Source organism: Streptosporangium sp. NBC_01639 (assembly GCF_045209755.1).
GTDB lineage: Bacteria > Actinomycetota > Actinomycetes > Streptosporangiales > Streptosporangiaceae > Streptosporangium.
Map to the genome: position 1 here is coordinate 1,933,954 of NZ_CP109272.1, position 24,202 is coordinate 1,958,155.

General features: G+C 69.3%; 27 protein-coding genes. 10 read left to right on the forward strand and 17 right to left on the reverse strand.

Translation table 11 applies throughout. The features are described 5' to 3' along the window. Positions 1 to 292: 292 nt before the first annotated feature. Positions 293 to 526 carry a hypothetical protein gene (locus OHA77_RS08585; RefSeq protein ID WP_406317280.1) on the forward strand — a complete coding sequence of 78 codons (234 nt, stop codon included), beginning with the start codon at positions 293 to 295 and terminating at the stop codon, positions 524 to 526. 953 nt (positions 527 to 1,479) lie between these two features. On the opposite strand, the gene OHA77_RS08590 is transcribed toward OHA77_RS08585, so the two are convergent. Beyond that, positions 1,480 to 2,532: a threonine/serine dehydratase gene (locus tag OHA77_RS08590; RefSeq protein ID WP_406317281.1), complete on the reverse strand. Its 1,053-nt coding sequence runs from the start codon at positions 2,530 to 2,532 to the stop codon at positions 1,480 to 1,482. A 101-nt stretch (positions 2,533 to 2,633) separates the two neighbouring features. Here OHA77_RS08590 and OHA77_RS08595 point away from each other — a divergent pair, with 101 nt between their 5' ends. Next, positions 2,634 to 3,149: an Lrp/AsnC family transcriptional regulator gene (locus OHA77_RS08595; RefSeq protein ID WP_326821171.1), complete on the forward strand. Its 516-nt coding sequence runs from the start codon at positions 2,634 to 2,636 to the stop codon at positions 3,147 to 3,149. A 332-nt stretch (positions 3,150 to 3,481) separates the two neighbouring features. Here OHA77_RS08595 and OHA77_RS08600 read toward each other — a convergent pair whose 3' ends face one another. Continuing rightward, on the reverse strand, positions 3,482 to 3,685 hold the full coding sequence (locus OHA77_RS08600; protein ID WP_406317282.1) for a DUF397 domain-containing protein: 204 nt from the start codon (positions 3,683 to 3,685) through the stop codon (positions 3,482 to 3,484). Beyond that, positions 3,670 to 4,503, reverse strand: coding sequence for a helix-turn-helix domain-containing protein (locus OHA77_RS08605; RefSeq protein WP_406317283.1), 834 nt, complete (start codon positions 4,501 to 4,503; stop codon positions 3,670 to 3,672). Before OHA77_RS08605 ends, OHA77_RS08600 begins: the two co-directional genes overlap by 16 nt. 195 nt (positions 4,504 to 4,698) lie before the next feature. Here OHA77_RS08605 and OHA77_RS08610 point away from each other — a divergent pair, with 195 nt between their 5' ends. The 5 genes from OHA77_RS08610 (at position 4,699) to OHA77_RS08630 (ending at position 7,501) form a co-directional block, all read left to right on the forward strand. Then, positions 4,699 to 5,136, forward strand: a complete 438-nt coding sequence (locus OHA77_RS08610; protein ID WP_406317285.1) for an ATP-binding protein — start codon at positions 4,699 to 4,701, stop codon at positions 5,134 to 5,136. Then, entirely contained in the window at positions 5,127 to 5,282 is a 156-nt protein-coding gene (locus OHA77_RS08615) for a hypothetical protein (RefSeq protein ID WP_326821168.1), read from the forward strand. The genes OHA77_RS08610 and OHA77_RS08615 overlap by 10 nt, the downstream gene beginning before the upstream one ends. 480 nt (positions 5,283 to 5,762) lie before the next feature. Beyond that, positions 5,763 to 6,608: a class I SAM-dependent methyltransferase gene (locus OHA77_RS08620; RefSeq protein WP_406317286.1), complete on the forward strand. Its 846-nt coding sequence runs from the start codon at positions 5,763 to 5,765 to the stop codon at positions 6,606 to 6,608. Between the two features lie 117 nt (positions 6,609 to 6,725). After that, complete coding sequence (locus OHA77_RS08625; protein WP_406317288.1) at positions 6,726 to 6,863, forward strand: hypothetical protein; 138 nt, start codon at positions 6,726 to 6,728, stop codon at positions 6,861 to 6,863. Beyond that, positions 6,863 to 7,501 (forward strand): helix-turn-helix domain-containing protein, encoded by a 639-nt coding sequence (locus OHA77_RS08630; protein WP_326821166.1) that lies wholly within the window; start codon positions 6,863 to 6,865, stop codon positions 7,499 to 7,501. Before OHA77_RS08625 ends, OHA77_RS08630 begins: the two co-directional genes overlap by 1 nt. A gap of 192 nt (positions 7,502 to 7,693) precedes the next feature. Here the strand turns inward: OHA77_RS08630 and OHA77_RS08635 are convergent, their stop codons facing one another. From OHA77_RS08635 to OHA77_RS08655, 5 genes are all read right to left on the reverse strand, one after another. Then, positions 7,694 to 8,248: a GNAT family N-acetyltransferase gene (locus OHA77_RS08635; RefSeq protein WP_406317290.1), complete on the reverse strand. Its 555-nt coding sequence runs from the start codon at positions 8,246 to 8,248 to the stop codon at positions 7,694 to 7,696. Between the two features lie 241 nt (positions 8,249 to 8,489). After that, positions 8,490 to 9,083, reverse strand: a complete 594-nt coding sequence (locus tag OHA77_RS08640; protein WP_406317291.1) for a hypothetical protein — start codon at positions 9,081 to 9,083, stop codon at positions 8,490 to 8,492. 325 nt (positions 9,084 to 9,408) lie between these two features. After that, the gene (locus OHA77_RS08645) at positions 9,409 to 10,293 is read right to left on the reverse strand and encodes an SDR family NAD(P)-dependent oxidoreductase (RefSeq protein ID WP_406317293.1); all 885 of its coding nucleotides are present in this window, start codon (positions 10,291 to 10,293) and stop codon (positions 9,409 to 9,411) included. Between the two features lie 42 nt (positions 10,294 to 10,335). Next, the gene (locus OHA77_RS08650; protein ID WP_406317295.1) at positions 10,336 to 10,710 is read right to left on the reverse strand and encodes a nuclear transport factor 2 family protein; all 375 of its coding nucleotides are present in this window, start codon (positions 10,708 to 10,710) and stop codon (positions 10,336 to 10,338) included. Between the two features lie 58 nt (positions 10,711 to 10,768). Further along, positions 10,769 to 11,968 carry an MFS transporter gene (locus OHA77_RS08655; protein ID WP_406317296.1) on the reverse strand — a complete coding sequence of 400 codons (1,200 nt, stop codon included), beginning with the start codon at positions 11,966 to 11,968 and terminating at the stop codon, positions 10,769 to 10,771. Positions 11,969 to 12,046: 78 nt separating this feature from the next. Between OHA77_RS08655 and OHA77_RS08660 the strand changes: the two genes are divergently transcribed. Both OHA77_RS08660 and OHA77_RS08665 read left to right on the forward strand, forming a co-directional pair. Further along, entirely contained in the window at positions 12,047 to 12,616 is a 570-nt protein-coding gene (locus OHA77_RS08660; RefSeq protein WP_406317298.1) for a TetR/AcrR family transcriptional regulator, read from the forward strand. A 236-nt stretch (positions 12,617 to 12,852) separates the two neighbouring features. Next, positions 12,853 to 13,557, forward strand: coding sequence for a hypothetical protein (locus OHA77_RS08665; protein ID WP_406317300.1), 705 nt, complete (start codon positions 12,853 to 12,855; stop codon positions 13,555 to 13,557). Here the strand turns inward: OHA77_RS08665 and OHA77_RS08670 are convergent. The 9 genes from OHA77_RS08670 to OHA77_RS08710 all read right to left on the reverse strand — a co-directional run bounded on the left by OHA77_RS08670 (position 13,497) and on the right by OHA77_RS08710 (position 23,402). Continuing rightward, on the reverse strand, positions 13,497 to 14,159 hold the full coding sequence (locus OHA77_RS08670) for a response regulator transcription factor (RefSeq protein ID WP_326821157.1): 663 nt from the start codon (positions 14,157 to 14,159) through the stop codon (positions 13,497 to 13,499). The two genes, OHA77_RS08665 and OHA77_RS08670, sit on opposite strands and share 61 nt — an antisense overlap. Positions 14,160 to 14,324: 165 nt before the next feature. Then, a complete protein-coding gene (locus OHA77_RS08675; RefSeq protein ID WP_326821156.1) occupies positions 14,325 to 15,851 on the reverse strand; it encodes a serine/threonine-protein kinase in 1,527 nt (508 codons plus the stop codon). 5 nt (positions 15,852 to 15,856) lie between these two features. Then, a complete protein-coding gene (locus OHA77_RS08680; protein WP_406317302.1) occupies positions 15,857 to 17,482 on the reverse strand; it encodes a hypothetical protein in 1,626 nt (541 codons plus the stop codon). 196 nt (positions 17,483 to 17,678) lie between these two features. Next, positions 17,679 to 18,305 carry a Uma2 family endonuclease gene (locus tag OHA77_RS08685; RefSeq protein ID WP_406317304.1) on the reverse strand — a complete coding sequence of 209 codons (627 nt, stop codon included), beginning with the start codon at positions 18,303 to 18,305 and terminating at the stop codon, positions 17,679 to 17,681. Beyond that, positions 18,302 to 18,979, reverse strand: coding sequence for an adenosylcobinamide amidohydrolase (locus OHA77_RS08690; RefSeq protein WP_326821153.1), 678 nt, complete (start codon positions 18,977 to 18,979; stop codon positions 18,302 to 18,304). Before OHA77_RS08690 ends, OHA77_RS08685 begins: the two co-directional genes overlap by 4 nt. 232 nt (positions 18,980 to 19,211) lie before the next feature. Next, on the reverse strand, positions 19,212 to 19,985 hold the full coding sequence (locus tag OHA77_RS08695) for an ABC transporter ATP-binding protein (protein WP_406317306.1): 774 nt from the start codon (positions 19,983 to 19,985) through the stop codon (positions 19,212 to 19,214). Positions 19,986 to 20,052: 67 nt separating this feature from the next. Then, the gene (locus tag OHA77_RS08700; RefSeq protein WP_406319805.1) at positions 20,053 to 21,105 is read right to left on the reverse strand and encodes a FecCD family ABC transporter permease; all 1,053 of its coding nucleotides are present in this window, start codon (positions 21,103 to 21,105) and stop codon (positions 20,053 to 20,055) included. 267 nt (positions 21,106 to 21,372) lie between these two features. Then, a complete protein-coding gene (locus OHA77_RS08705) occupies positions 21,373 to 22,329 on the reverse strand; it encodes an ABC transporter substrate-binding protein (protein ID WP_406317307.1) in 957 nt (318 codons plus the stop codon). A gap of 371 nt (positions 22,330 to 22,700) precedes the next feature. Further along, on the reverse strand, positions 22,701 to 23,402 hold the full coding sequence (locus OHA77_RS08710; protein WP_406317308.1) for a TetR/AcrR family transcriptional regulator: 702 nt from the start codon (positions 23,400 to 23,402) through the stop codon (positions 22,701 to 22,703). A 145-nt stretch (positions 23,403 to 23,547) separates the two neighbouring features. Here OHA77_RS08710 and OHA77_RS08715 point away from each other — a divergent pair, with 145 nt between their 5' ends. Beyond that, positions 23,548 to 24,177, forward strand: a complete 630-nt coding sequence (locus OHA77_RS08715; protein ID WP_406317310.1) for a rhomboid family intramembrane serine protease — start codon at positions 23,548 to 23,550, stop codon at positions 24,175 to 24,177. The last annotated feature ends 25 nt before the right edge of the window (positions 24,178 to 24,202 follow it).

Sequence of the window (24,202 nt, forward strand, 5' to 3'; positions counted from 1 at the left end):
CCGCAAAGCCACAGTCGCCCTTAAGGCCACTGCGAAGAAAGTCCACATCTCGACACATATGTTCGATTTAATGCAATTTTGTCCTTTTTGTTCAGAAATGCGCTAGAGCGGAGGGTGGGTTCGGGTCGCTCGATTCCTGCCACGCCTACTGACAGGGAGTTAGCCGAGCTTGTATGCTCCCAAATGTCGATCTTGCCGCACTATAAGTGCTTCGCGAAGATTGTCCCCGTGAGTGCCTGGCACCCACGGCACGGGATCTCGATACAGCTATCGCTCCAAAGGGGAACAAACCATGAAGACCACCCTCAAGCGCCTGTCCGCCGGGATGGCCACCCTTGTCGCAGCCACTGCCGTGACCGTCACCCTGCTGCCGGGCGCGGCCTCCGCCCAGACGATCAGCCGGATCTACTCGTACACCACAAAGGGCGCGACGCAGTGCCACAATGACGCCAACGTGGCCGGCCCGGGCTACTACTGCACCACGACCAAGATCGCCGGCACCAAGTTCTGGGCCCTGGCGTACTGAGGTCCGTTTCATAAGGTGATCCCCGCGTTGGTTCTCGCTGCGCCGATCGCGGCGTGTCAACGGACAGCGTGCGCGGGCATCCGACCGATGAGCAGCGGCAGGCATCGTGGCCGATGCTCCGGGATACGGCCGGACGTGTTCGTCCGGCCGTATCCCGGCCGGATCGCCGCGATGCTGTCGCCGTCGACCACGAGCGGGGCGCACGCGGTCAACGTCAAGGTGACCACCAGCCGACGGGGGTTCGCCGTTCGCGCTGCGATGGGTGTTCGGGTTTCGCGGTTCGCGGTGCGGTGGATGGGCGTTCCGGCCGGGTGGGTGGCCGTGCGCGCTGCGGTGGGTGGGTATTCCGGCCGGCCGTCGCAGTCACCGTCTCGTTTTTCAGGCCTCCGGCCTGACGGGCGCGGTGGTTACGGTTTTTTACAAGCCGGCCGGAACACCCACCCACCTCCGCGCCAGGCTGTCTCGCCGTACGGCGTGCGGACCGCAGTTTCCTGCTTTCGGACCGCCCATGGATCTCGCTGACGCTGAAGCGATCCGTGCGGGACCGTTCAGGGTCGACCGCCGTAGCTGACGCGTTCCTCTCCGACCAGTGCAGGGCCGACCGCCGTAGGGAGGCTTGGGAGGGAAGTACGGGCTCGCCGACCGGTGATCGTTTGTTGAGAAGTGCACGATCGGATTGCCCGTGGGGCGTGCACTTCTCAACAAATGATCTTTGTGAGGGCGTGGCGGGGACGCCGCATCCACCTCAGCTGGCACCGCCACGTCACCCTCGCCTCACTCGCCCAGGCTTCTGCACCCTGCTCAGGCTCGACCCAAAAGTCCCTGCGCCGGCCTGACCCGCTACGCGGTTCTCCGCGAACCCCGGGCCCTCCTGGCCACCTGGACCGGCGTCTGCTCGATATGCGGCCAACCCGCGCCAACCCCCGAACCCCATCACAGGACCTAACGAAGCCTTATCGGAGAGTTGTACGTCCTGCGGGCCCGATGCCCCCAGGGGTTCGGGTTTCTGCCGGGTCCGGCGCGTTCCGGACAGCCCGTGTCAGCCGGGCCGCCAGCTCCCGGGCCTGTTCGGGACGCGGGTTGGCGCCGGTCAGCACTGTGGCCAATCGGTGACCGGAGACCTCGCCCTCGGCGATCGCCGCCAGGCCAGCCGCCCCCGCCGGTTCCAGGACGATCCCGAGCGTGCGCGCCGCCAGCTCCATGGCGGCGGCGATGGCCTCGTCTGTCACCAGGACGATCTCGTCCACCAGGGCGCGGGCCCGCCGCACCGAGGCCTCCAGCGGGCCACGCACCGCTATGCCGTCGGCGAAGGTGCGAGCGCATTCGATGCGGACCGCGCGGCCGACGCGCAGGCTTTCCAGCATCGAGGGAGCGCCTTCGGCATTGACCCCCACGATCCGGGTGCCGGGAGCGTGCGCCTTCATCCAGCGCCCCACGCCGTTGATCAGCGCTCCGTCGCCGACTGGGAGCACAACGGCGTCGTAGCCCGGACCGCCCGGGCCACCCGGTGCGCCGTGGGTCAGTTCGACACCGATCGTCCCGGCGCCCTCGGCGATCGCCGCCTGCAGGCCATCCTGCAGGTAGACGCGGTCAGGATGGCGTTCGGCGTGGGCGGCCGCGGCCTCTCGCGCCGATGTACCGTCCGCCCCCGCCGTGACGACCCGGGCGCCGAAGGTTTCCATCCGCTCCCGCTTGGCGGGATTGACCGTCTCGGGCACGAACACCTCGACCGGCATCCCCCGGGCGCGCCCCGCGTAGGCGACGGCCTGCCCGAAGTTGCCCGAGCTGGCGCACACCACCGGCGTGCCGGGGGCGAGCGTGCTCAGCATCAGGTCGGCACCCCGACCCTTGAAGCTGCGTACCGGGTTGGCCGTCTCCACCTTCACCGTCACCGCGCGACCGCCCAGCGCTTGGCACAGCTGCTCGTCGAGGTACTGCGGGGTGTTGAGGAACACCGGATCGATCACCTGTACGGCCTTCTCGATTCGCGCCACGTCCAGGTCCATGCGCGTCGCCTTTCTTCGGAGCCCTGCGGACCCGGCCGACGCTATCCGAACTCCCGATCGAAGCGATTGAGAATTCTCGCGCCGAAACGCAATAATCTTGCATGCCCGAATCACCGCCACCGCGCCTGGACGAGATCGACGCCCAGCTGCTGGACCTGCTCCAACACGACGCTGGACGCACCCTGCACGACCTCGGTGAACAGATCGGCCTCTCAGCGAGCGCCGTCCAGCGGCGGATCGCTCGCTACCGCAAGGATGGCCTTATCACCAGGCAGGTCGCCGTCCTCGACCCGCACCGCTTCGGCCCCACCGTCCTAGCCACGGTCCTGGTGACCCTGGAGCAGGAATCGTTCGAGCACCACCAGGCCTTCGCCGAACGGATGCGCTCGAACCCGCAGGTCCAGCAGTGCTACCAGGTCGCGGGACCGTGGGACTACATAGTCGTCCTGGCCGCACGAAGCATGCGCGACTGCAGCCGCCTCGGCAACCGCCTGTTCAAGGCCGACGACAACATCAGGCGTTACGAAACCCTGCTCGTCTTCGACACCGTCAAGACCGGCCTGGCCCTTCCGCTCCCCACGCCACAGCCCTCTCGGTCACAAGACGGGCGGCCCTGAGCAGGAAGACCCAGGGCGGAAAAGTCCACCCCCTTGAGGCCAGGGTTGAACGCGGCGGATATGCGCACGAGTAGACAGACAATCACGGGCTCCTGGCCGCCGCGTTGCGTAGACAACACCTCGGCTATCAAGAGCCCGCTTCTGTTCGCGGGCGTATCACTCGAAAATGACCTCGACCAGGGCATCCCTGGCCCCGGCCTCAGCGACCGAATCCTTTGTCAGCATGCTCTCAAGGTCGCTGCGAAGAAAATCCCACTCTCGACCCGCACATACGGCGGGACGTGCCCCCCGTCCGGCCGTATGCGCGGTCGAGACACCGGCTCGTCAGAGCATCAGACCGTTCCGTCGGTACGGATCCAGCGGGTGAAAGCGGCCCACTCCCCCGGGGTGAACACCAGCGCCGGACCCGCCTGGTCCTTGCTGTCCCGGACACCCACCCGGCCCCTCGACAGCTTTGCGACCTCAACGCAGTTACCGCCGTTGCCACCCGAGAAGGACGACTTCACCCACACGGCCTCATTCAGTTCCCGATCCATCGGTCCTTCATCTCCCCAATGAGTTTCAGCGACAGCCGCTGAGGAAGTGCCTCAGTTCGAATCGCCTCATATTTGGTCATGATGTCCGCCACGTCATCGGGCCGGTCGGTGACCTGACCCCGGCCTGCCGACTCCATGTAGACAGTATTGGTAAGCCCTCGGGCCTGTGCAATGACGAATCCACCCAGCAGGCCGACCGTACAGCCCGAATCAAACGGCAGAACCTGAATGGCGACATGCGGCAGACCAGCCACCTGAATAAGGTGGTCGAGCTGAGCCGACATGATCAGGTCGTTACCGATACGACGGCCGAGCACGCCCTCGTCGATGACCGCCCAGAGCCGAGGTGGATTCTCCCGCTCCAGAATGCGCTGACGCTCCAGCCGGGCGGCCACGTCCTTCTCCACCTCTTCCGGCAAGGGATGCAGCTCACCGTTGAAGAGCACCCGCGCGTAGTCCGCTGTCTGGAGCAGCCCGGGAACGATGAGTGGTTCCCATGTGTGAAGGCTCTCGGCTGTCTGTTCGATCTCGGCCCACGGCCGGAACCAGGCCGGTAGCCGGGCGGCGACGTTGTCGATCATCTCCTTGATCCGGACGAGCGCGCCCTCGGCACCCAGGGCCTCGTCGCATCGCCGCGCGAAGTCCTCCGTCGGCGGTCGCCTGCCGGTCTCGGCCATCGACACGGTGCCCAGCGAATATCCCATCCGTCTGGCCAGCTTCGACTGGGACAGACCCGCCTCCTGGCGGTATCGGCGCAGCTCGTAGCCGAATAACGCGATCGGCGACGTGCCGGGGTCGAGTTCCTTGAGTCCGGGCATCGGGGGCACCTCGGTTTCACGCACGGGTTTCATATGAGGTTTCACTCACGGGTTTCACATGATTCGTTGAACGCATTCCGCAGTCGTTCGACTACTTAATGTATCCGCTCGGTGCGATCCTGCACAGGAATATCGGGAATCCGATCGGCAGAGCGGGTCGATGTGAATACCGCCATGAGTGTCAGGGAGAAGGACATGGACGGAGAATCCAAAGTTCTCGGGGAGGCTTATCTGAAAATCGATCCCACCTCCGCCGGGCAGGCCCGCGCCCATATACGCGCCTGGATCGGCGCCGACCACCCGGCATATGAGAACGTACGGCTGGCGACATCCGAATTGGTGACGAACGCCGTCGTCCATACCGGCCGGCCACGCCCGCACGACCTGATAATGCTCACACTCACCCAGACGGCGGACCTGTTCTACCTGGCGGTCACGGATCCGGGCGGCACCTCGTGGAGGCCGCGAACGCCCGAGGCCGTACCCGACGACGAGGAGAGCGGACGCGGCCTGGCCATCGTCGGCGAGATCTCCGTACAGCGCTGGGGAGTCCGTGACCACGGCGACCTGGGACGGACCGTGTGGTGCGCCCTCGACACCGGCTCCACCCCGGCGGAGCCGGCATGCGGGTGATCGTGGTCATCACTCGCGACGAGGTCCGGATCGGCGCCCCGGAACAGGGCGAGGTCGCATTCGGCTTCGACGCCTGGGAGGCGTTTCTCCGCAGGGCCAAGAAAGGCTGGTTCGACCTGACGCCGCCGGGAGAACGGCCGAAGTGAAAACGCCTGCCGGAGAGCCTCGATTCGTCACCGCTCTCCGATCCGGGGCACCGCCCCGGGAAAGGCCGTGCGGACAGAGAGCAGCTTGAACGGCGATTCCATCGGCGACACCGTTCGAATCACCCGGCCTGCCTTCGACCATTCCCACGAGCGGTCGCCGGAGATGGGCGTCGGTCCTTCGGCGTACGGGAGAACACGGGGACTCGTCCGGGAGAACGCAGAGAACCCCTCCGGAAGAACGCAGGGACCCGTCCGGAGGAATGCAGGGACCCGTCCGGGAGAACACGGGGACCTGTCCGGGAGACGTCATAGCCGGTCGGCGACCGGCTGCCATCGGTGTCGTGTCCTGTTGACACCTCTCGACCTGTCGCCTCATTATGAACATACGTTCATGAACAAGCGTTCACAACGAAATCGCAGAGCATCCGGGACCGACGGGATCATCCGGCGGCACCCGGGGACGACCGCAGGAGGAAGTAGATGCAGTCCGTCGTCAACACCCATCAGGCCGAGGCGTGGAACGGCTACGAGGGCAACCACTGGGCCGACCACCAGGATCGTTACGACGCCGTCAACAGCGGCTTCAACGACCACCTCATCGGGGCGGCCGCCATCGGTGAGCGCGACCGCGTGCTCGACATCGGCTGCGGCAACGGGCAGGTGACCCGGCTGGCCGCCCGGCGGGCACGGCTCGGGCACACCACCGGGATCGACCTGTCGGCGCCGATGCTGCGGCGGGCCGAGGCCGGTGCGGCCGGCGAGGGGATCGCCAATGTGGCGTTCGAGCGCGGTGACGCCCAGATCCACCCCTTCTCGGACGGCGGTTTCGACGTCGCCCTCAGCCGGTTCGGGATCATGTTCTTCGCCGACCCGGTCGCCGCGTTCGCCAACATCGGCCGCGCGCTGCGGCCAGGTGGACGGCTGGCCTTCCTGTCGCTGCGGGACATGGGAGACAACGACCTCGGCCCCGTTCTCACCGCGATGGCACGGCATCTCCCGGCAAGGCCCGCCTCCACCGGGCCCGGCGCCGCCGGGCCGGAGTCACTGGCCGACCCGGCGCGCATCCGGGAGGTGCTGACCGGCGCGGGGTTCGAGCAGGTGACCTCGACAGCCGTCGACGCCCCCCAGGTGTGGGGCCGGGACGCCGAGGACGCGGGGGATTTCCTCGGTGCGTGGGGCCCACTCCGCTTCATGCTCGACCAGGTCGACGAGGCCGCCGCCGCTCGTGCCCGTGCCGCGCTCACCGCGGCGCTGCGCCCCTACGAGGAGCCCGACGCCGTACGGCTGCGCGGCGCCGCCTGGCTGGTCACCGCCACCCGCCCCTGACCCGAGTCACGCCCGTCCCGCACCACCCGGCCGTTCACCCCTACCGCCCCTGATCCGGGCCACACTCCTCCCGCGCCATCCGGCCGCTCACCACCGCCCGCTCCGGAGCCGTGCCGCATGACCGGTCACCGCGACCCGAGCCCCACTCCGAGGCCGTACCGCATGACCGGCCACCGCGACCCGGCCACCGGTCTGTGGCCGTACGGCCACGCGGCGGCGACAGCCGGGGCGCGGCGCTCCTACGATGCACTGTGATGTCACCGAGAAAAGCAGCGGTCCTGCGTGACGGCGGCGGCCAGAGCCTGCGCGAGCACCTGGTCGCCGCCGCCGAACGCCTCATAGCCCAGCGGGGCACCGCCGGGCTCACCGTGCGTGACATCGCCCGTGCGGCACAGGTCGCCGACGGGGTGCTCTACAACCACTTCGCGGGCAAGGAAGAGCTCATCGCGCTCGCCCTGCAGGCCCACGTCCAGACCGTCCGGCGCCGGTTGGGCGAGTTGCCCGCAGCGGCGGGCAGCGGCACCGTCGAGGCCAACCTGCGTGCCTACGTCGTCTACGGCCTGGCGCTGCACACCGCCATCCTGCCCGCCTTCGCCGGGCTGCTGTCCCAGCCGGAGGTCCTCAGCCTGCTGACCGGCATGCCCGACCCCGTCGGGAAAGGGCACGGGCTCAAGGCGGAGCTGACCGCATACCTCCGGGCCGAGCAGGATCTCGGCCGCCTCGCCCGGCACGCCCGCGCCGAGGCCGCCGCCACGATGGTCGTCGGAGCCTGCCACGAACTGGTCCTGCCCCACCTGTTCCGCGGTTCCGCCCCAACCTCTCTGGAGGTCCCGCCCGGTTTCGTGGACGACCTGGTAGCCACCGTCATGAACGGCATCGCCCCGTCCCCCTGACCCATCGGCCCACGCCTCCGTCGGACGACTCCGCGCCCGACGGCTCGGAGAACGGGCCCCCTCAGGAGCGTCACGCGCAGCGACCACACGGCTGGGCGCGCTCCGGGTCCGGACGGCTCTCGGCGGCCGACGGGGTCGAAGACGCCCTGAGACCATGACGGCCGGTTCGGGCAGATCGCCCGAACAGGGCCGCTATGCGGCGTCAGCGGAGGACGGTCCGAGATCGGACGGGAGAAGCGCGCCGATCCAGACGTCCCGCACCGTGTCTCTGGTCATCAACGCCGCGCGCAGCACTCCCTCGAAGACGAAACCCGCCTTCTCGGCAACCGTCCGCGAACCCTCGTTGCCGGCCTCGGCACGCCACTCCAGGCGCTGCACGCCCAATGCGCCGAAGGCCCAGCGGGCTATCGCGCCCACCGCCTCGGTCGCGTAACCGTGGCCCCGGTGCTCCTTGACCGTCCAGTAGCCGACTTCCCAGGTGCCGGTGTGATTGTGCACATTGACCGAGGCCAGCAGGGGTCCACCGGAACGGGGTTCCACGGCGAAGTGGAACATGGTCCGGCTCCGCAACCCCTCCGGTACCACCTGCTCCAGGAAGTACTCGGCGTGCTGACGTTCGTACGGCGAAGGGATGGTGGTCCAGCGCTGGATGTCGGGGTCCTGGCAGGCGAGGAAGACGGCCTCGGTGTCGAGGGGCTCAAGAGGACGCAGCAGAAGGCGCCGCGTGGTCAAGGTGACGTGCTCCATCGAATGATTGTCGGGCTTCCTGCCGGAAGGCTGCCAGGGATTTTCCGGTATGCCCCCCGGCATGGTCCCGTCCGGTGGGGCGCCGACCGGCTCGCTCTCGCCGTACGGCACCGCCTTCCTGCTCGACCCCGACCTTGCCCGTCGCCTCCGAAGGACGTGATCGTTGGATCTGGGGTCGACCAGCCCTTTCCCCTCGGCAGCGCCGGCATCGCTTTATCTACCTACTTTGAGGAACGGAGCACTAGCAGACGCCGCGCAACTTGCACACCTTGGCGGCCATCTTCTTGGCGTCCTTGGTCATCCGGCCAGGCTCGTACTCTCCCTCAGTGGTGGTGTAGATCATCAGTGCTCTGCCCTTGCGGGCGATGAGACCGCTGATCGTCTCGTTCACGCTGCCGTCCTGCCGAGTCTGGTAGCCCATGCCGACGGCCTCGCTCCCCACCTTGGCCTTGCTCGTTCGCCACTGAATCTTGAGTTCGGGTGCCGAGGGGATGCTCTTGCGTGCGCACTTCTTGGCCTCGGCGCGCAAAAGAGTGAACGCCGCGTGCGCGGCGCGGGAGCTCTTGTAGATGACGAGTTGTTCGGAGGAGCCGCTGGGACCGCTGGTCCAGTGCGAGATCGTGCGGGCCGCCACCCGGTCGCGGTCGACGGAGCTCCGGTGCACGCACGGGTTCAGCTCCAAAGGCTTGGTGAGCTTGTCGCTGATCTCGTAGCCCAGTTCGGCTGCCTCTTCCGGGCTCAAGTGCCTTCGCGCGTCGCGTTCGGTCAGCAGGAAGTTCCTCGGAATCTCGGTCACGGTCACAGGGGACAGGGCCAGCAGCAGAGAGAGCGTCACGCTGATCATGGGAGTTGGACGCCATCGGGAACGACTTTGTTCCCATGGACACAGCACGCGATAATCCACGGGGCCGGCTGGAGGTCATCGACGACGACATGCTCACCTTCGCCCTCGCGCTGGGCGACGGGGGTGTCCCCCGTCGCCCAGCCATCGCGGTCGAGCTCACCGTCTCGACAGGGAAGAACGCCTGGCAGGCATCCCTCGGTTGCTTCGCTTGTACCGGGGGTTCAGCGGCCAGCATTGATCGCCTCTTGAGTGTTCCGGTGTGCTCCGCGCCGTATCGTTCGGCGGCGTCTTCAGCCGCGCGGCGGGTGGTGGAGGGTCAGGCGGCCTGGAGTGGCGTGGTGGGGAAGGGCACGCCGGTGAGGTGCCGGCTGATCTCCCGCAGGCGGGTTCGGGCAGCGGTGTCATAGGCCTGGTGGTGGGCGTGGGCGGGGCGGGCCCGGTTGAAGTAGGTGCCGGTGACCTCGGCCAGGGCGGGGTCGGTGACCAAGCGCGCGGTGTGGGTGACGCCTTCGTCCAGGGTGCTTTGCACAGTGAACAGGTGAGTCACGATCTTGGTGGGCATGTAGGAGGCGGGGTGCAGGGCGTTGACGGTGACGCCGTGGTCGCGCAGTAGTTCGGCGTGGTCGAGCGTGAGCATGATCTGGGCGAGTTTGGCCTGGCAGTAGGCCTGCACGCCGTCCCAGTGGCGCTCCAGCAGCACATCGTCGAAGTCCAAGGGCGACTGTCCTGCGGAGCTGACGTTGACGATCCTGGCGGGGGCCGGGTGCGTGGTGGCTGAACGCAGGGCGGCGGTGCTTGCCAGTAGCGGGGTGAGCAGGCAGCTGAGCATGTAGGTGGCCAGGTAGTCGACCTGGAAGGTCAGCTCCAGGCCGTCGGCGCTGCGCTGAGGGGTCGTCTCGACGCCGATTCCGGCGTTGTTGACCAGGACGTTCAGTCGGTCGCGGTCTGCCAGACGGTCCGCCAGGGCGCGGATCTGGTCGATGGAGGCGAAGTCGGCCTGTTCGAAGGTGAGCCGGTCGTTGCCGGTCTGGTCATGTAGTTCGGTCAGCAGCGCCTGACCCTTGGCCGGGTTGCGGCCGTGCAGGATCAAGGTGGCGCCCTGGGCGGCAAGGCGGTGGGCCAGGGCGCGGCCGAGGCCGTCGGTGGCGCCGGTGATCAGGATGGTCTGGTCGTGCAACGGGCGGGTGCCGTAGGTGGTCACGGGGTTCGACCTCGCAGGGCTTGAAAGCGGGATGGGGCGGGGTCAGACGATCGGGTTGCCGCTGACGGTGGACTCGGGGACGTCCTCGCGCAGGTCCCAGTGTTCGGCGATCAGGCCGTCGGCGATGCGGAACACGTCCACCACCGCGATGCCGGAGTGGCCGGGCTGGGCGGTGAACAGGCTGTGGGTGAACACCAGGTCGCCGTCGACGGCCATGCGGCAGATCTCGAAGCGGGCCTGGGGCAGCTGGGCGCGCATCCCGTCGATGAACTCGGCCAGCGGCTGGCGGCCGTTGGACAGGTTGGGGTTGTGCTGAATCAGGCCGGCGGCCAGGAACTGATCGGCCAGCTCGGTGCGGCCCTGGTTCCACACCAGTTCGAAGTAGTCACGCACGAGCTGAGCGGCGGGCTGGGACATCTGGTTCTCCTGTGATCGTTGACGGTGGTGCTTGATGGATGGCGGGAGAGCAGGAAAGTCAGTGGCGCGCTGGAGCGGAGGTGGCATCCGGGGCGATCGGGCGGGTGGGGTGCGGGCGTAGCGAGGCGGCGTGCGCACCGGCGGCCAGGGCCAGTGGCAGCAGCGCCAGGACCGGGAGCCAGCGCCCGCCCAGGGCGGGCAGCAGGCTGCTGCCCAGCAGGCTGCCCAGGCTCATGCCCAGGTACAGGGCCGAGGCGTTCAGGGCCAGCAGGATGCCGCGCTGCTCAGGCAGCAACTCCACCAGGCGGCCCTGCTGCGGGGCCATGAACAGGGTGTTGAAGACGGCCCAGAAGGCGAACACCGCGACACCGGCTGCGGGCAGGGCGGGAACGCCGCTCAGGGCCAGGAAGGTGATGGTCAGCCCGGCCAGCGCCAGTGCGATGGTGCGTCCGCCACCCAGACGGGTGTAGATGCGGGCCCCGGCGGCGTTGCCGGCCATGCCCAGGGCGCCGAAGACCAGCAGGGTCAGCGACACCAGGCCGGGACCGGCGCCGAACCGGGTGGCCAGGTAGGCCCCGGCGACTCCGTAGACCGTGAACTGGGCGGTCAGCACCAGCAGCGTGGTGGCGATCATCGATAGGGCTCCGGGGGTGTGCAGCACCCCGGCGAACGCCCGCGCGGTGGGGGCCGGTCCCGCCGCCACCGGCGGCAGTAGCACCGCCAGCAGCCCGCCCGCCACCAGAGTCAGCGCCACCACCGCGGTCATCGTGGCCCGCCAGCCGATCGCGGCGCCCACGGCCGAGGCCAGCGGCACGCCCAGCACGGTGGCGGCGGTCATCCCGCCGAACACCACCGCCAGCGCGCGGGGGCGCTGCTCGACCGAAACGATCATCGAGCCGGTGGCCGAGGCGGCCGGGCCGAAGATCGCCGCCCCCAGTCCGGCGGCCACCCGGGCGGCGGCCAGGGCCGCGAAAGTGGGGGCCACCGCGCCGGCGATGCCGCCGATCGTCATCAGTGCCAGGCCCAGCAGCAGCACCCGGCGGCGGTCCAGGCGGCCCAGGGCTACCGCCGCGATCGGGGCGGCCACGGCGAATGCCAGGGAGAAGACAGTGACCAGGGTGCCGACGGTGGCGGCCGACACCTGCAGGTCGGCGGCCATCGGGCCGCTGAGACCGACCACCGCCAGTGAGGCGGTGCCCAGCGCGAAGTACCCCAGGGCCAGCGACAGTAGCGCGGGGGTGGAGGAACGGGGGCGCATACTCCGACCTTTCAATACGGTTCGTTGCGTATGAGATTTAAATACGGACCGGTGCGTATGTCAAATAGACTGCGGACCATGACCGGACGACCCCGTGATCCCGCCGTCGACGACGCCATCCGCCAGGCCGCCCTGGACCTGATCACCGAGCAGGGCTATCGGGGGGTGAGCATGGAGGGCATCGCCGCCCGCAGCGGCGTGTCCAAACAGGCGGTCTACCGCCGCTACCCGGGCAAGGGTGAGGTGATCTTGGACGTGCTGGCCGCCTACGCCCGCACCCGGCTGCCCACGCCCGACACCGGCGACCTGCGCGAAGACCTGCTGGCCCTGCTGGAGAACACCTTCGCCGCCCAGCGCGGCGTGCCCGGCGCACTCAACCAGGCCCTGGCCGCCGAGGCGCTACAGGCCCCCGCCTTCGCCCAGCGCGTGAACAGCGAACTGATCGCGCCGCGCCGCGACGCCGTCCGCCAGATCCTCAGCCGGGCGCGGGACCGGGGGCAGGTCGCCCACACCGACGACGAGGTGCTCATCGACCTGGTCTTCGGCCCGATGTGGTACGCGCTGCTGTTCGACGTCGGCAAGCTCACCGACGCCTACGCCGCCGCGCTCACCGACGCCGTCGTCGCCGTGGCCACCCACGCGCCCTGACCGCGGCCGCCTCCGACATCAACGGTGCAGAACAAATGCGACAAGTCCTCTGACAGCTACCTCGCCGGGCTCCACCTACGCGCGCCATCCTCTGGGTCCGCAGCCTCGCGCCCGTCACATGATCTGAACCTTCTAGTCCGCGAGGGGGACCGGTCGTCCGTCAGGCGGCGGACGACCGGAGGGAGGCACGCGGCCTACCGTCCTGTGCGACAACCCCGCACAGGCAAGGAAGCCCCATGTTCAAGGACTCCGCCGACTTCCGGCGCATCGCCTCCGGCGTGCTGCTGATCGTCGCCCCCCTCCTCCAGTCGATCGCCGTCGTCCTCGACCCCGGCACCTGGGGTGACGACCGCGAGGCCGTCAGCTACGGCGTCAATCCCGCTCTCGCCCAGACCGAGTCGGCCATGTACCACTGGGCCTACCTGCTGATGGCCCTGGTCGCCCTCGCCCTCCTGCATGTGATGCGCCGCCGGATGGTGCTCTTCGGCCACATCGTGGGCCCGCTGACCGCTCTCGGCTACATCAACCTGTCGGGGCTGCTCATGATCGACCCGGTGGAGTGGTGGCTCGGACAGCACAACAGCCCCGAGAAGAGCGCCCAGATCCTTGACGAGATGCTGAACCTGCCCGGCGTCGTCTTCGGTTTCCAGATGCCGTGGATCTTCTTCGCCCTCTTCGGCCTGCCCGTCCTGCTGGTCGGCGTCTGGCGCTCCGGGTTCGCGCACTGGTGGGTCCCACTCGCCGTCGGCATCGGCTACGGCACCTCGCTCCTGGTCCCCTACGGCCCGGCGACGGTCGTGATGTGGGCCGTCCCGGTGGTCGCGCTGGGCTCGCTCGGGATCAGGATGCTCCGGATGGACCGGGAAGAGTGGATCTCCTACTATCCGACGGCCGCCCCCGGCCGCACCACGCCCGACTCGTACGCGAACACCACCGCCTGAGCCCGATCCCGCAGATGGAGCTTCATCAGCACCCGCGCCACGTGCGTCTTGACCGTGGCCTCGCCGACGAACAGCATGCTCGCGATCTCGGCGTTGGTCAGGCCACGGGCCAGGAACCGCAGCACCTCCAGCTCGCGCGGGGTGAGGCCGGCGAGCTGGGGCGGGGGTACGGGGTCGTGACGGCCGGCGAAGGAGGCGATGACCCGGGTGGTGACGGCCGGGTCGAGCAGGGCGTCACCACCGAAGACGACCCGGACGGCCTCCAGGAGTTGCTCGGGCGGCGACACCTTGAGCAGGAATCCGCTGGTCCCGACCCGGAGTGCGGCGTAGAGGTTCTCGTCGGTGTCGAAGGTGGTCAGCATGACGACCTTCGGCGGATCCGGCCGGCCGAGCAGCTGCCCGGCCGCGGTGAGACCGTCCATGCGCGGCATGGAGATGTCCATCAACACGACGTCCGGCCGGGTACGGCAGGCCACCGCGACGGCCTCCAGCCCGTCGGACGCCTCCCCCACCACCTCCATGCCGGGCTCGCCCTGCACGACGAGCTTGAGACCGGCGCGGACCATCGCCTGATCGTCGGCGATCACGACACGGATGTTCACTTCTCCTCCTTGGGTGGCACGGTGTGCAGAAGCCGGGTGAACGGCACCGCGCTGAGGCCTCGGACAGAGGGAAGGGGAACCGCCATGTCGGGAGACTAAATGCTCGTACCGGCCTTTCCTATAGGACAAATCCTCCCAATAAGTCAATTGCAACCGGACGACAAGTCACGACGCCTGAAACGACACACTCCGCACGAACCGGTTGGCGAGCGCGTCGTCACAGGTGCCGGGCGCGCAGAAGTAGATCATGAGGGCGGGCTTGTCCGCCCGCTCCACCGCCCACCCTGTGAAGTCGAGCCGGCCACCGCGCTGCGGGTCCGTGATCGACCCCTCCAGCCGTACGGCGGGTGTGCCGCCCACCCGCACCTGGACCACCTCGGAGTAGACGTTGACCGTACCGGGCAGTGAGGACTGCAGGGTCTCCTGGAGCTGCTGGGCGCCGCTGCGGGGATCGAGGGTGTCCAGGGTCTGTGCGTAGACGCCGGTGGCCTCCTCCGGCGTGTCCTTGATGATCTCGTTGACGGCCGCCCAGTCGGCGGTGACCGGTGTGCCGAACAGCGTGTCGAACTCCCCCACCTTCGGCGAGGCCACCACGAACACGTCCGCGTGCGGGCGCAGAGTCCAGTCGGCGGGACGCTCGAAGGCGATCGGCACGGCGGCGGAGCCCTCGTAGGCCACCCAGGAGTCGCCGCCCCGCAGCACCGTCGCGAGCACCACCACCAGCGCGACGATCACCGCGATCGCCGCTCCCGCGCCGATGAGGATGCCCCGGCCACCTGCCCTGGGCTCCTTCTGCCGCTTCTGCTTCGGCTGCGCCGCCGGGGGACTCTGGGCGAGCTGGTAGGGCTGGCCGCTGATCGCGTCCCGGAGTTCGGCGATGAACTGCGTGCACGTGTCGTACCGCTGCTCGGGCGACTTGGCCAGCGCCCGCATCATGACACCGTCGACCTCCATCGGAAGCTCGGGCCGGAGCGTGCTGAGCGGGGTGGGCGTCTCGGCCAGATGGGCCCAGAGCAGCGCGATCTCGTTGTCACGCTGGAACGGCAGCCGCCCGGCCAACGCCTCGTAGACCACGCAGGCCAGGCCGTACTGGTCGCAGCGGCCGTCGATGTGCTCCTTGTTGATCTGTTCGGGAGACATGTAGCGGGGGGTGCCGATGAACTGGTCGGTCTGGGTCAGCCCGGAGATCGAGGTGCGGTGCTTGGTGATGCCGAAGTCGGTGAGGTAGGCGTGGTCCCCCTCGGTGTGGCCGGCGATCAGGATGTTGGCGGGCTTGACGTCTCGGTGGATCAGGTCGTGCGCGTGCGCGGTGTCCAGCGCGGCGGCCACCTGGGCGAAGATCCTGTTGACCTGGCTGACCGGCATCGGCCCCCGGTCGTAGAAGAGACGGCGCAGGTCGGGCCCGTCGACGTAGCGCATCGCGATGTAGAGCGTCCCGTCGGCGGCCGAGTCGGCCTCGTAGATCGGGATGATGTTGGGGTGGTCCATGCTCGCGACCGTCCGCGACTCCAGGACGAAGCGCTGGCGGAACCGGTCGTCCTCACCCAGCAGCGGATTGAGGATCTTCAGCGCCACCCGGCGGTTGAGCCGGGGATCCACCGCGAGGTAGACCACGGCCATGCCGCCCTTACCGATGATGTCCTCGATGTGGTAACCGGCCACCTCCTGCCCGATCAGGGCCCGCTCGTTCACGGCCGTCACGCCTCGGAGGGGTGGCCGCAGTAGCCGCAGAAGCGGTGCGCGGGGCCCAGCCGCATCCCGCAGGCGGTGCAGTACTTCTGGGCCGCCGGGTCCGCCGATCTGGCACCGGTGTGCCCCGGGGCGGCCGGGTCCGCCGGTTTGGCGCCGGGATCTCGCGCGACCAGTACGGGCTGCCCCGGTGAGGTCGGGGACATCTTGGGCAGCGCGGGGAAGGACCGGCCGACCACCACGGTCGGGGCGGCCCCCTCGTCGGGCAGCGGACGCCGCAGCGGAGGCGGCGGCCCCGGGACCGGCAGCGGGGTGTTCCCGGACCGGGTGCCCCCGGTGGAGGTGTCACCGGGGCGGGTGACCGCGGACCGGACCTCCCCGGGCTCCGGCGATGACCTGCGCCTCCAGAGCAGCAGCGCGGCGGCCACCACGGCCACCACCAGCACGCCGCCGACGGCCGGGAACAGCCACAGCGGCGGCCCGTCGCCTCCGTCGACGGCGGCGTCCGCCTTCTTGGCCCCCTCGTCCTCGGCGGTGCCGCGTTTCTGCTGGGACGTCTTCAGATGCGCCGCCGCCACGGTGTGCCCGGGATACAGGTCCAGGACGCGCTGGAAGGCGGGCACGGCGTCGCCGTAGTACTTGGTGTGGAAACGGGTCAGCGCCTGCTCGAAGGCCGCGTCGATCGGACCGCGCCGGGGCGCGACCTTCGCCTCGGCCAGCGCCTTGGTGATCTCCCGGACGCCGATCATCCGGCCGTCCTTGCCGCCGCCGACCAGCAGCCCGACGACCTCACCCTTTTTGTCCTCGATCACCGGTCCGCCGACCAACCCCTTGTCGACGAGGGCGCCCAGTTTCTCCGGCTCGTTGGCCTTGTTCTGCGGGTCCCTGAACTGCCGCCCGCTCTCACCGGTGCCCCCGGCGCGCAGGTGCGCGATGTCCACGGTCTCGGGCAGGTTGACGGCGGGCCGCCCGGTGAACCCGGCGACCGCCACCGGCGACCCGTCCTTGTCCGGCACCGTGGCCGCGAGCGGCGCCGTGGGCAGACCCGCGCCGCCGTCGGCACGCCCGACAGGCACCAGCACCGCGGGGCCGTCGGGCTTGGCGTCGGCGCGGACGATCTCGGCCTTGAACCCCTCCTTGTCGGGAGGCGAGATGTTGGGGAAGGCGTGGATCTCGGTGGTCACGTTGATGATGCAGGTCGCGGTGGGCTGCTTGGGCGGGTAGCACTCCTGCAGATGGTGGTTGAGCTGATCGTTCTTGATCGTGTGCCGCTTGAAGTCGTCGGGGATCTTGACCTTGTGGTGCTCGGCGAAGACCTTGTTGGCGGCGTAGACCTCAAGGTCCTTGTCGGTCTTGACCACCCGGGTGAGGGTGACCATGCCGCCCTCGGGGTTGATCACGGTGCCGGTGCCGCTGCCGATCGGCACCGTATAGCTCCGCTCCACGTGGACCAGCTCGCCGATGTGGTCCAGCAGGGTGATGTCGACGCGCGCCTCCGCCTCGATCCGGACGACCGCGGGGGTGACCAGATCGGTGATCCCGCTGGGATGCTCGTGCGCCAGGGCGGGGGACATCGCGGCGACGGCCAGCACGAGGCCGCCGAAGATCGTCAGAGCCGAGCCGAATCGCCGCATCGCCACTCCATAAAAGGGGATAAGGACCAGCGTGGCAACCGTAGTGCAGAAGTCAATAGAACAACGGCCAGACAGCCGATTACCAGGCGAACAACCCGCGCTTTCTCGGAAATCCGGCGGGCACGGCCATATCTATGAATACGAAATCAGAACATAAAAAGGACGGATCGGACTCACAACGGGAATGACGGCCCGGTCAGACGCGCGGACGCAGGAGCACGGCGGGGTCGAGAGAGACCTCGAAGGGGGCGAACAGCGTCGCGACCTTCCCCGCCTCATGCCTGGCCGCGGGCTTGTAGTCGTCGCCGGCCAGCTCGTGGACATGCAGGGAAGGACCGTCGCCGAGCTCGATCCGCCAGTACAGCGGGATGCCCGCCGCCGCGTAGGCGGACCTCTTCATGTGCCTGTCGCGCATCTGGGAGGTCGGGCTGACCAGCTCGATGGCCAGCAGGATGTCCTTCGGGGTGAACATGAGCTCCGTGTCCTCGACGGTCTCCGCCCGCACCACGACGAGATCGGGGATGAAGAAGTCCTGGGTGCCCACCCGGAGGTTGACCTCCTGCAGAGGCTGAAACTCCGGCGGTGCGGCGTCTTCGATGATCCGCACAAGGCGCAGACTCGCATATTGGTGCAGGGGGGTTGGAGAGGGACTCACCAGTAGGCTCCCGTTGAAGAGCTCATAGCGGTTCCCGTCGTCGGGGAACGTGAGCAGGTCGTTGACGGTGAACGGCGGCTCTCCTTGAAGAACCGTCCGCCTGGTAGTCGGCTCTGTCGTCGCCATCGCGGTCACCTGCTCATTGTCGGGAGTCTCGCGCTCGTTCACATGCTACTTCCCATAATTTCTTGACTCAAAGTAGTCGGCCGGTCGCGTTCCGCCCAGTCACGGGCGCCTCGCCGTACGGCGTCGTGGACGGCACGGGCGACGCGGGCACCCCAGGTCGACCGGGGTCCGCCGAACAGCTCCTCGGGGCCGTCGTCGCGTACGGCCACGCAGACCGCGTCGGAGGCCGTGCCCGTACAGGGGAAGCCGGCCTCCAGCAGTGCCTGGGTCTTGGCCTCGGTCACCGTCATGACCGCGTTGACCAGCGCGGCATCGCTCATCGCGACCGGTACGGCGACGATGATGTTGACCGTGCCGGGGAGATGGATGGGTGCGAGCTCGGGGTCGGGGACGCCGTCGGGGGCGGCGGCCCAGGTGGGGACGCGCAGGCCGACGGTCGCCACCGCTTCCACTCCCCCGTCGGCCGCCCGGGTGAACCGGTCGACCGAGGCCGCGGTCAGCATGCCGACGCCGGGTCCCGGCGGGGCCATCTCCAGCAGGTGGTTCACCGGATCCATCCGCGCGTAACCGCCGGCCACCTGGGCGTTGAGCACCCACTTCACCGGGCCGATGCCGCCGCCGACCATGGCCGAGGAGATCGCCCGCCGGCCGGGGCCGAACTCCCACAGCAGCGAGGCCAGCCGGGCCCCGCCCTCCTGCCGGTGGCTCAGCTTCACAGGCACTCCTCCATGTCTCGGTCCAGGCCGGTACACCCCGATGCCATGGACACCCCGTCCACATCCCGGCCCAGGCCGGCACACCCCGGCTCCCCGGGCACTTCATTCACATCCCGGTCCAGGCCGGTGCCCCGTTCCCCGGGCACCCCGTTCACATCCCGGCCCAGGCCGGTACACCCGGGCTCCCCGGGCACCTTGTCCACATCCCCGTCCGGGACGGCACACCCCCGTCTCACGGGCGTTCCAGATGGACCTCGGGACGGCCACCGGCACCCGTTCCGACACGGACGCGGGCGTCGAAGTGCTCGCCGATGAGCTTCTCCGTCAGCACCTCGACCGGGACGCCGGAGGCCGCCACCCGGCCTCCGGCGATCAGCATCATCGAGTCGGCGTACTGGCCGGCGAGGCTCAGGTCGTGCAGGGTCGTGACCACGGTCAGCCCGTCGGCCAGGCGGAGCCGGTCCAGGAGTTCCAGGACCTGCTGCTGGTGCCCCAGGTCCAGGGCGGTGGTGGGTTCGTCGAGCAGAAGCACGGGGGCCTGCTGGGTCAGTGCCCTGGCGAGCACGACGCGCTGGCGCTCACCTCCCGACAGGTGGCCGAGGGAGCGGGAGGCGAACGACGCCAGATCGAGCCGGTCCAGCACCGACGCGGTCACCTCGCGGTCACGGCGGCTCTCCCTGCCCAGATAGGAGATGTACGGCGTGCGGCCCAGCAGGGCGTAGTCGAACACGGTCATGTCGACGGGGAGCGCCGGGGCCTGCGGGGCGTAGGCGAGCAGCCGAGCTCTGTCCCTGGGCCTGAGCCGTCGGACGGGTGTGCCGTCGATGAGCACCTCGCCGGAGCACGGCAGCACCCCGGCGAGCGCCCTGAGCAGAGTGGACTTCCCCGCGCCGTTGGCCCCGATGACGGCCAGCCAGTCACCGCCGCGCACCTGGAAGTCGATGCCGGACAGCACGGTCCGCGGCTCCAGGACGACGGTGAGGTCCCGCGCCTCGATGTGGCTCACGCCGCTCCTCCGTTCTGCGGACCCGTGTCCGCGCGATCGGGTGCGCCGCGCGTGGCGGCCGGGCCGCTCACGTCTCCACCCGCCTGGTCATGCGCAGCACGGCGACGAAGAACGGCGCGCCGAAGAAGGCGGTGACGACGCCGATGGGCAGTTCGGCCGGGGCCAGTACGGTCCGGGCGATCAGGTCGGCGAAGACCAGGAAGACGGCGCCACCGAGCAGCGAGAGCGGGAGGACGACACGGTACGAGCCGCCGAACAGGCGGCGGACCACGTGCGGGACGACGATGCCGACGAAGCCGATCAGTCCGCTGACCGCGACGGCGGCCGCGGTGGCCAGGGAGGCGGCGAGCAGTACGGTCAGCCTGACCCGGGCGACGTTCAGGCCGAGACTGGCCGCCTCGTCGTCGCCGACCGAGAGCACGTCGAGCAGCCTGCCGTGGAGCAGCATGATCACCACCGACACCACGGCGTACGGCGTGACCAGCCTGACCTGGTCCCAGCCGCCGCCGACGTCACCGAGGATCCAGGCGTAGATGCGCTGGAGCTCGTCCACCCTGAGCTGTTGCAGGAAGGTCTGGACGGCGGTGAGGAAGGATGAGACCGCCACGCCGGCGAGGACCAGCGTGGCGGTGCCGCCGCCCCGGCCGGCGACGTTACCCAGGGCGTAGGCGAGCAGGACGCCGCCGATGGCACCCGCGAACGCGGCGACCGGGATGAGGAGGGCGTCGTTGTCGCCCTTCATGAACACGATCGCCGCCGTGGTCGTGAGACCGGCGCCCGCGGCGGCTCCCAGCAGGTAGGGATCGGCCAGCGGGTTGCGGAACACACCCTGGTAGCCGGCGCCCGCGGCGGCCAGCAGCCCGCCGACGATCGCGGCGAGCAGGACCCTGGGCAGCCGGAGCTCCAGCAGCAGGCCCTGCTCGACCGGTGCCAGCCCGGAGTCGGCGGAGACGAAGGGCAGCCAGTCGAGCAGTTGCAGCACCACCTTCCCCGGCGCGATGTCCGCCGCACCGATCAGCAGGGCGGCGAGCATGCTCACCAGCAGGAAGACCGAGGCCGGCAACCATGCCAGCCGACGGAGACCGGTCGCCCGCCGCGGCGGGACACCGGTCGCCTTCACATCACGCCCCGCCGTCCCGTCCTGCGAGGAGACCGCGCCAGGCTCCGCCACCGAGCCCGGCGGGGAGTCCGCGCCGGGTTCCGCCGCATGGTCCTGCAAGGAGTCCGCACCAGGCTCCTGCGAGGAGTCCGCGCCGGGCTCCGCCACCGGGCCCTGCGGCAGGCCTGCGTCACGCCCCGCTGCAGGGTCGTCCGGGGCGGGAGGATCGGTTGCCCCGGCGGTTCCAGCCGGGTGGGTGGCTCCGGTGGGACGGGAGAGATCGGTCATCTAGTCGGTCGTGGCCTTCTGGACGGCGTCGCCGACCTCCTTTGCGAGGTCCACGATGCGCGGCCCCCACCGGGAGGCGATGTCGTCGTCGAGGCCGACGACCTGGTCGTTCTTGACAGCGGAGAGCTTGGACCAGCCGGGGCGCTTGGCGAGGGCGTCTCTGGACTGGGCGCAGCACTTGGTGTCGGCCAGGAAGATGAGGTCCGGGTCGGTCTGGGCGACGAACTCGGCGGAGAGCTTGGGGTAGCCGCCGGCCGCATCGGGGGCCTTGTCCGCGACGTTGGTCAGGCCGAACAGGCCGTAGATCTGGCCGATGAAGGTGGTGGACGTGGCCGCGTAAGGCGTGATGTCCAGCTCGTGGTAATAGGTGAGCTTCTTGTCCTTCGGGGCGGCCGCGGCGAGCGCGTCGATCTGCTTCCGCATCCCGGCCACGACCTCGTCGGCCTTGGCCTTGTTGCCGGTGGCCGCGCCGAGGTCGGTGATCTGGTCGTAGGCCTCGTCGAGTTTGGTGGCCGAGGGTTCCAGCAGCACCGGGACGTTGATCTTGGTCAGCTTGGCCACGATGTTGTCGCTGTCGTTGGCGAGCACCACCAGGTCGGGCTTCTGGGCGATGATCGCCTCCGCGTTCGGCTTGAAGCCCGACAGGTCGCTCTTCGGCGCCTCGGCCGGGTAGTTCGACTGGTCGTCCACCGCGACGACCAGGGGGCCGGCTCCGATCGCGAACAGGCTCTCGGTGGCGGTGGGCGACAGCGAGATGATCCGCTCGGGCCTCTTGGCGAAGGCGACCGAGCCGTTGCCCGCTTCGACGGTCACCGGGAAGCCGGCGGCGGCTGGGGAGACTGCCGAGGAGGCCGGGGACGCGGCGTCCGCGTCCGGGGCGGGGGAGGTCTGGCCGCATCCGGCCAGAGTCAGCACGCCGAGGAGCGCGCCGGCGAGTGCGGTACGTACGGGCCTCAAGCGAGGTCCTTTCAGTGACCGGAACCGAGAGACCCGCAGATGGGACGGATCACCCTTTTCCACGAGGGTTGACGGCGTCGACGCAGCGGAAGGCGACCTGGCTCGATCCATGAGGACCATGACAGTTGCGGGACAGCGCCGGACTCACACCGGACTTCGCTATGCGCTGCGCGTGGGACAAACGTTACCAAGTGTGCCGGAGGTTTCCACCCCGGCCTCTTCACCGCCCCGGGCTCCCGCCCGCCCCTCTCCATCGCCGTGGGTTTCCGCCCGCCCCCTCCACCCGTCACCCGCCTTCTCCCCGGCCGTCATGCGGCGCTCATCGAATCTCCTTGTGCGTGGAGACCTCGGCTTCGGCCGTGGGGAAGAAGTCAAGCCGGGTGCCGTACGTCGGTCGGCCGGCCCTCGACCGCCTCACGGGTGCAGTAGGAACCGAGGCCGTTTTCGAGCACGTCGAAGGCGTGTTCGGCGTTGGCGACCGCGGAGGGATGAACGGCGTCCGCGGACTCCCCGTCCAGGATCCGCCGCAGGTTCTCCGCCACGAGCGCGTTGTGGACACCCATGATCTGCGCGGCCGCGACACGGGCGGCGATGGCCGGCACCCGCGCGGTGGTGCCCGCCGCCTGCGTCTGGGCGGCCAGCTCGCGTGCCAGAAGATCCTCACTCCGGGCGAAGAAGGCATAGGCGCGCTGCATCAGGGTGGGGGTGGTACGGATGAGCCGCTGGACGTCGAGCGTCCCGGGGGCGTCGCTGAGGCCGGTCGCCGCGTCCCGGGCGGCCAGCGCGGCGACGAAATGGCGGCGCAGGGCCGTGACCGCCGACTCCCCGGCCGCCCGGTCCCGGACGATCCGGGCCGGCTCGTCCACATGCTCCTCCATCGGTGCCATGACCAGGTCTTCCTTGGCGGGGAAGTAGTTGAAGACGGTCTTCTTGGAGACGTCGGTGGCCGCTGCGATCTCCGCGACGGAGACGTTGTCGAAGCCTCGCTCCACGAACAGGCCGATCGCGGTGTGCCACAGGGCACGGCGGGTCTGCAGCTTCTTGCGCTCACGCAGGCGCGGTTCCTCGGCCATGCCACCAAATATACCAAGGATAAAAATAGTCTGGGACGAAATATTGTCCAGATGTAAATTTTTCGTTTATAGTCACGACCATGGCCTCCCTCGCTTGTCGGCAGTCATCTCGGCGGCACCTCAGGCCCGCCGGTAAGGAGATTCGATGACCGACGACCCCCGGCCTGCGGCCTTTCCGCGCCGCTCCGGCCTTGCCGCCACGCGCCCTCACCGGGCCTGGCTGACCTGGACCGTCTTCGCCGTCACGGCGGCGACCACGGCCGCGGGCCTGCTCTCCCCCGCGACGAGATCGGCACTGGACAGAGCCCCGGCCTTCTTCACGGGCGAGTGGTGGCGGCTGATCAGCCCGATATCGATCAACCCGGAGGGCTGGCACCAGATCATCTTCAACGCCGCAGCGCTGCTCGTCCTCGGCACGGTCGCCGAGCGGGTCTACGGCCGGCTCCGCTGGGGCACGCTCTACCTGGCCGGAGCGCTCGCGGGAGAGATCTTCAGCTACGCGACGGACAACTACGGCGCCGGGTCCTCGGTCGCCATCGCCGGCCTGCTCGGCGGACTCGCCGCCTGGGTGGGCCTCGGCCACGCCCGGCTGCCCGTCCCTCCCCGTGTGACGGCGGCGGCGCTGCCGGCCGGGGCGGTCGTCCTGGTGGTGATCGGCGACGAGCACGGTGCGCCCATCCTCATCGGGTGCACACTGGGCGCGCTCATGCTCTGGCACGCACGCCGTACGGGCAGGACGGTCCCCACCGCGGAACAGCTGGGCATCGGCCGATGACCGCGCAAGGCGCCGGTGGCACCCG

Bases quoted from the DNA above. Each gene is read 5' to 3' on its own strand.
- OHA77_RS08615 (WP_326821168.1), top strand. From the start codon at position 5,127: ATGCGGGTGATCGTGGTCATCACTCGCGACGAGGTCCGGATCGGCGCC.
- OHA77_RS08600 (WP_406317282.1), bottom strand. From the start codon at position 3,685: ATGGATCGGGAACTGAATGAGGCCGTGTGGGTGAAGTCGTCCTTCTCG.
- OHA77_RS08595 (WP_326821171.1), top strand. From the start codon at position 2,634: ATGCCCGAATCACCGCCACCGCGCCTGGACGAGATCGACGCCCAGCTG.
- OHA77_RS08710 (WP_406317308.1), bottom strand. From the start codon at position 23,402: ATGGCCGAGGAACCGCGCCTGCGTGAGCGCAAGAAGCTGCAGACCCGC.
- OHA77_RS08635 (WP_406317290.1), bottom strand. From the start codon at position 8,248: ATGGAGCACGTCACCTTGACCACGCGGCGCCTTCTGCTGCGTCCTCTT.
- OHA77_RS08625 (WP_406317288.1), top strand. From the start codon at position 6,726: ATGACCGGTCACCGCGACCCGAGCCCCACTCCGAGGCCGTACCGCATG.
- OHA77_RS08630 (WP_326821166.1), top strand. From the start codon at position 6,863: ATGTCACCGAGAAAAGCAGCGGTCCTGCGTGACGGCGGCGGCCAGAGC.
- OHA77_RS08715 (WP_406317310.1), top strand. From the start codon at position 23,548: ATGACCGACGACCCCCGGCCTGCGGCCTTTCCGCGCCGCTCCGGCCTT.
- OHA77_RS08590 (WP_406317281.1), bottom strand. From the start codon at position 2,532: ATGGACCTGGACGTGGCGCGAATCGAGAAGGCCGTACAGGTGATCGAT.
- OHA77_RS08655 (WP_406317296.1), bottom strand. From the start codon at position 11,968: ATGCGCCCCCGTTCCTCCACCCCCGCGCTACTGTCGCTGGCCCTGGGG.
- OHA77_RS08680 (WP_406317302.1), bottom strand. From the start codon at position 17,482: ATGCGGCGATTCGGCTCGGCTCTGACGATCTTCGGCGGCCTCGTGCTG.
- OHA77_RS08585 (WP_406317280.1), top strand. From the start codon at position 293: ATGAAGACCACCCTCAAGCGCCTGTCCGCCGGGATGGCCACCCTTGTC.
- OHA77_RS08660 (WP_406317298.1), top strand. From the start codon at position 12,047: ATGACCGGACGACCCCGTGATCCCGCCGTCGACGACGCCATCCGCCAG.
- OHA77_RS08620 (WP_406317286.1), top strand. From the start codon at position 5,763: ATGCAGTCCGTCGTCAACACCCATCAGGCCGAGGCGTGGAACGGCTAC.
- OHA77_RS08605 (WP_406317283.1), bottom strand. From the start codon at position 4,503: ATGCCCGGACTCAAGGAACTCGACCCCGGCACGTCGCCGATCGCGTTA.
- OHA77_RS08650 (WP_406317295.1), bottom strand. From the start codon at position 10,710: ATGTCCCAGCCCGCCGCTCAGCTCGTGCGTGACTACTTCGAACTGGTG.
- OHA77_RS08610 (WP_406317285.1), top strand. From the start codon at position 4,699: ATGGACGGAGAATCCAAAGTTCTCGGGGAGGCTTATCTGAAAATCGAT.
- OHA77_RS08665 (WP_406317300.1), top strand. From the start codon at position 12,853: ATGTTCAAGGACTCCGCCGACTTCCGGCGCATCGCCTCCGGCGTGCTG.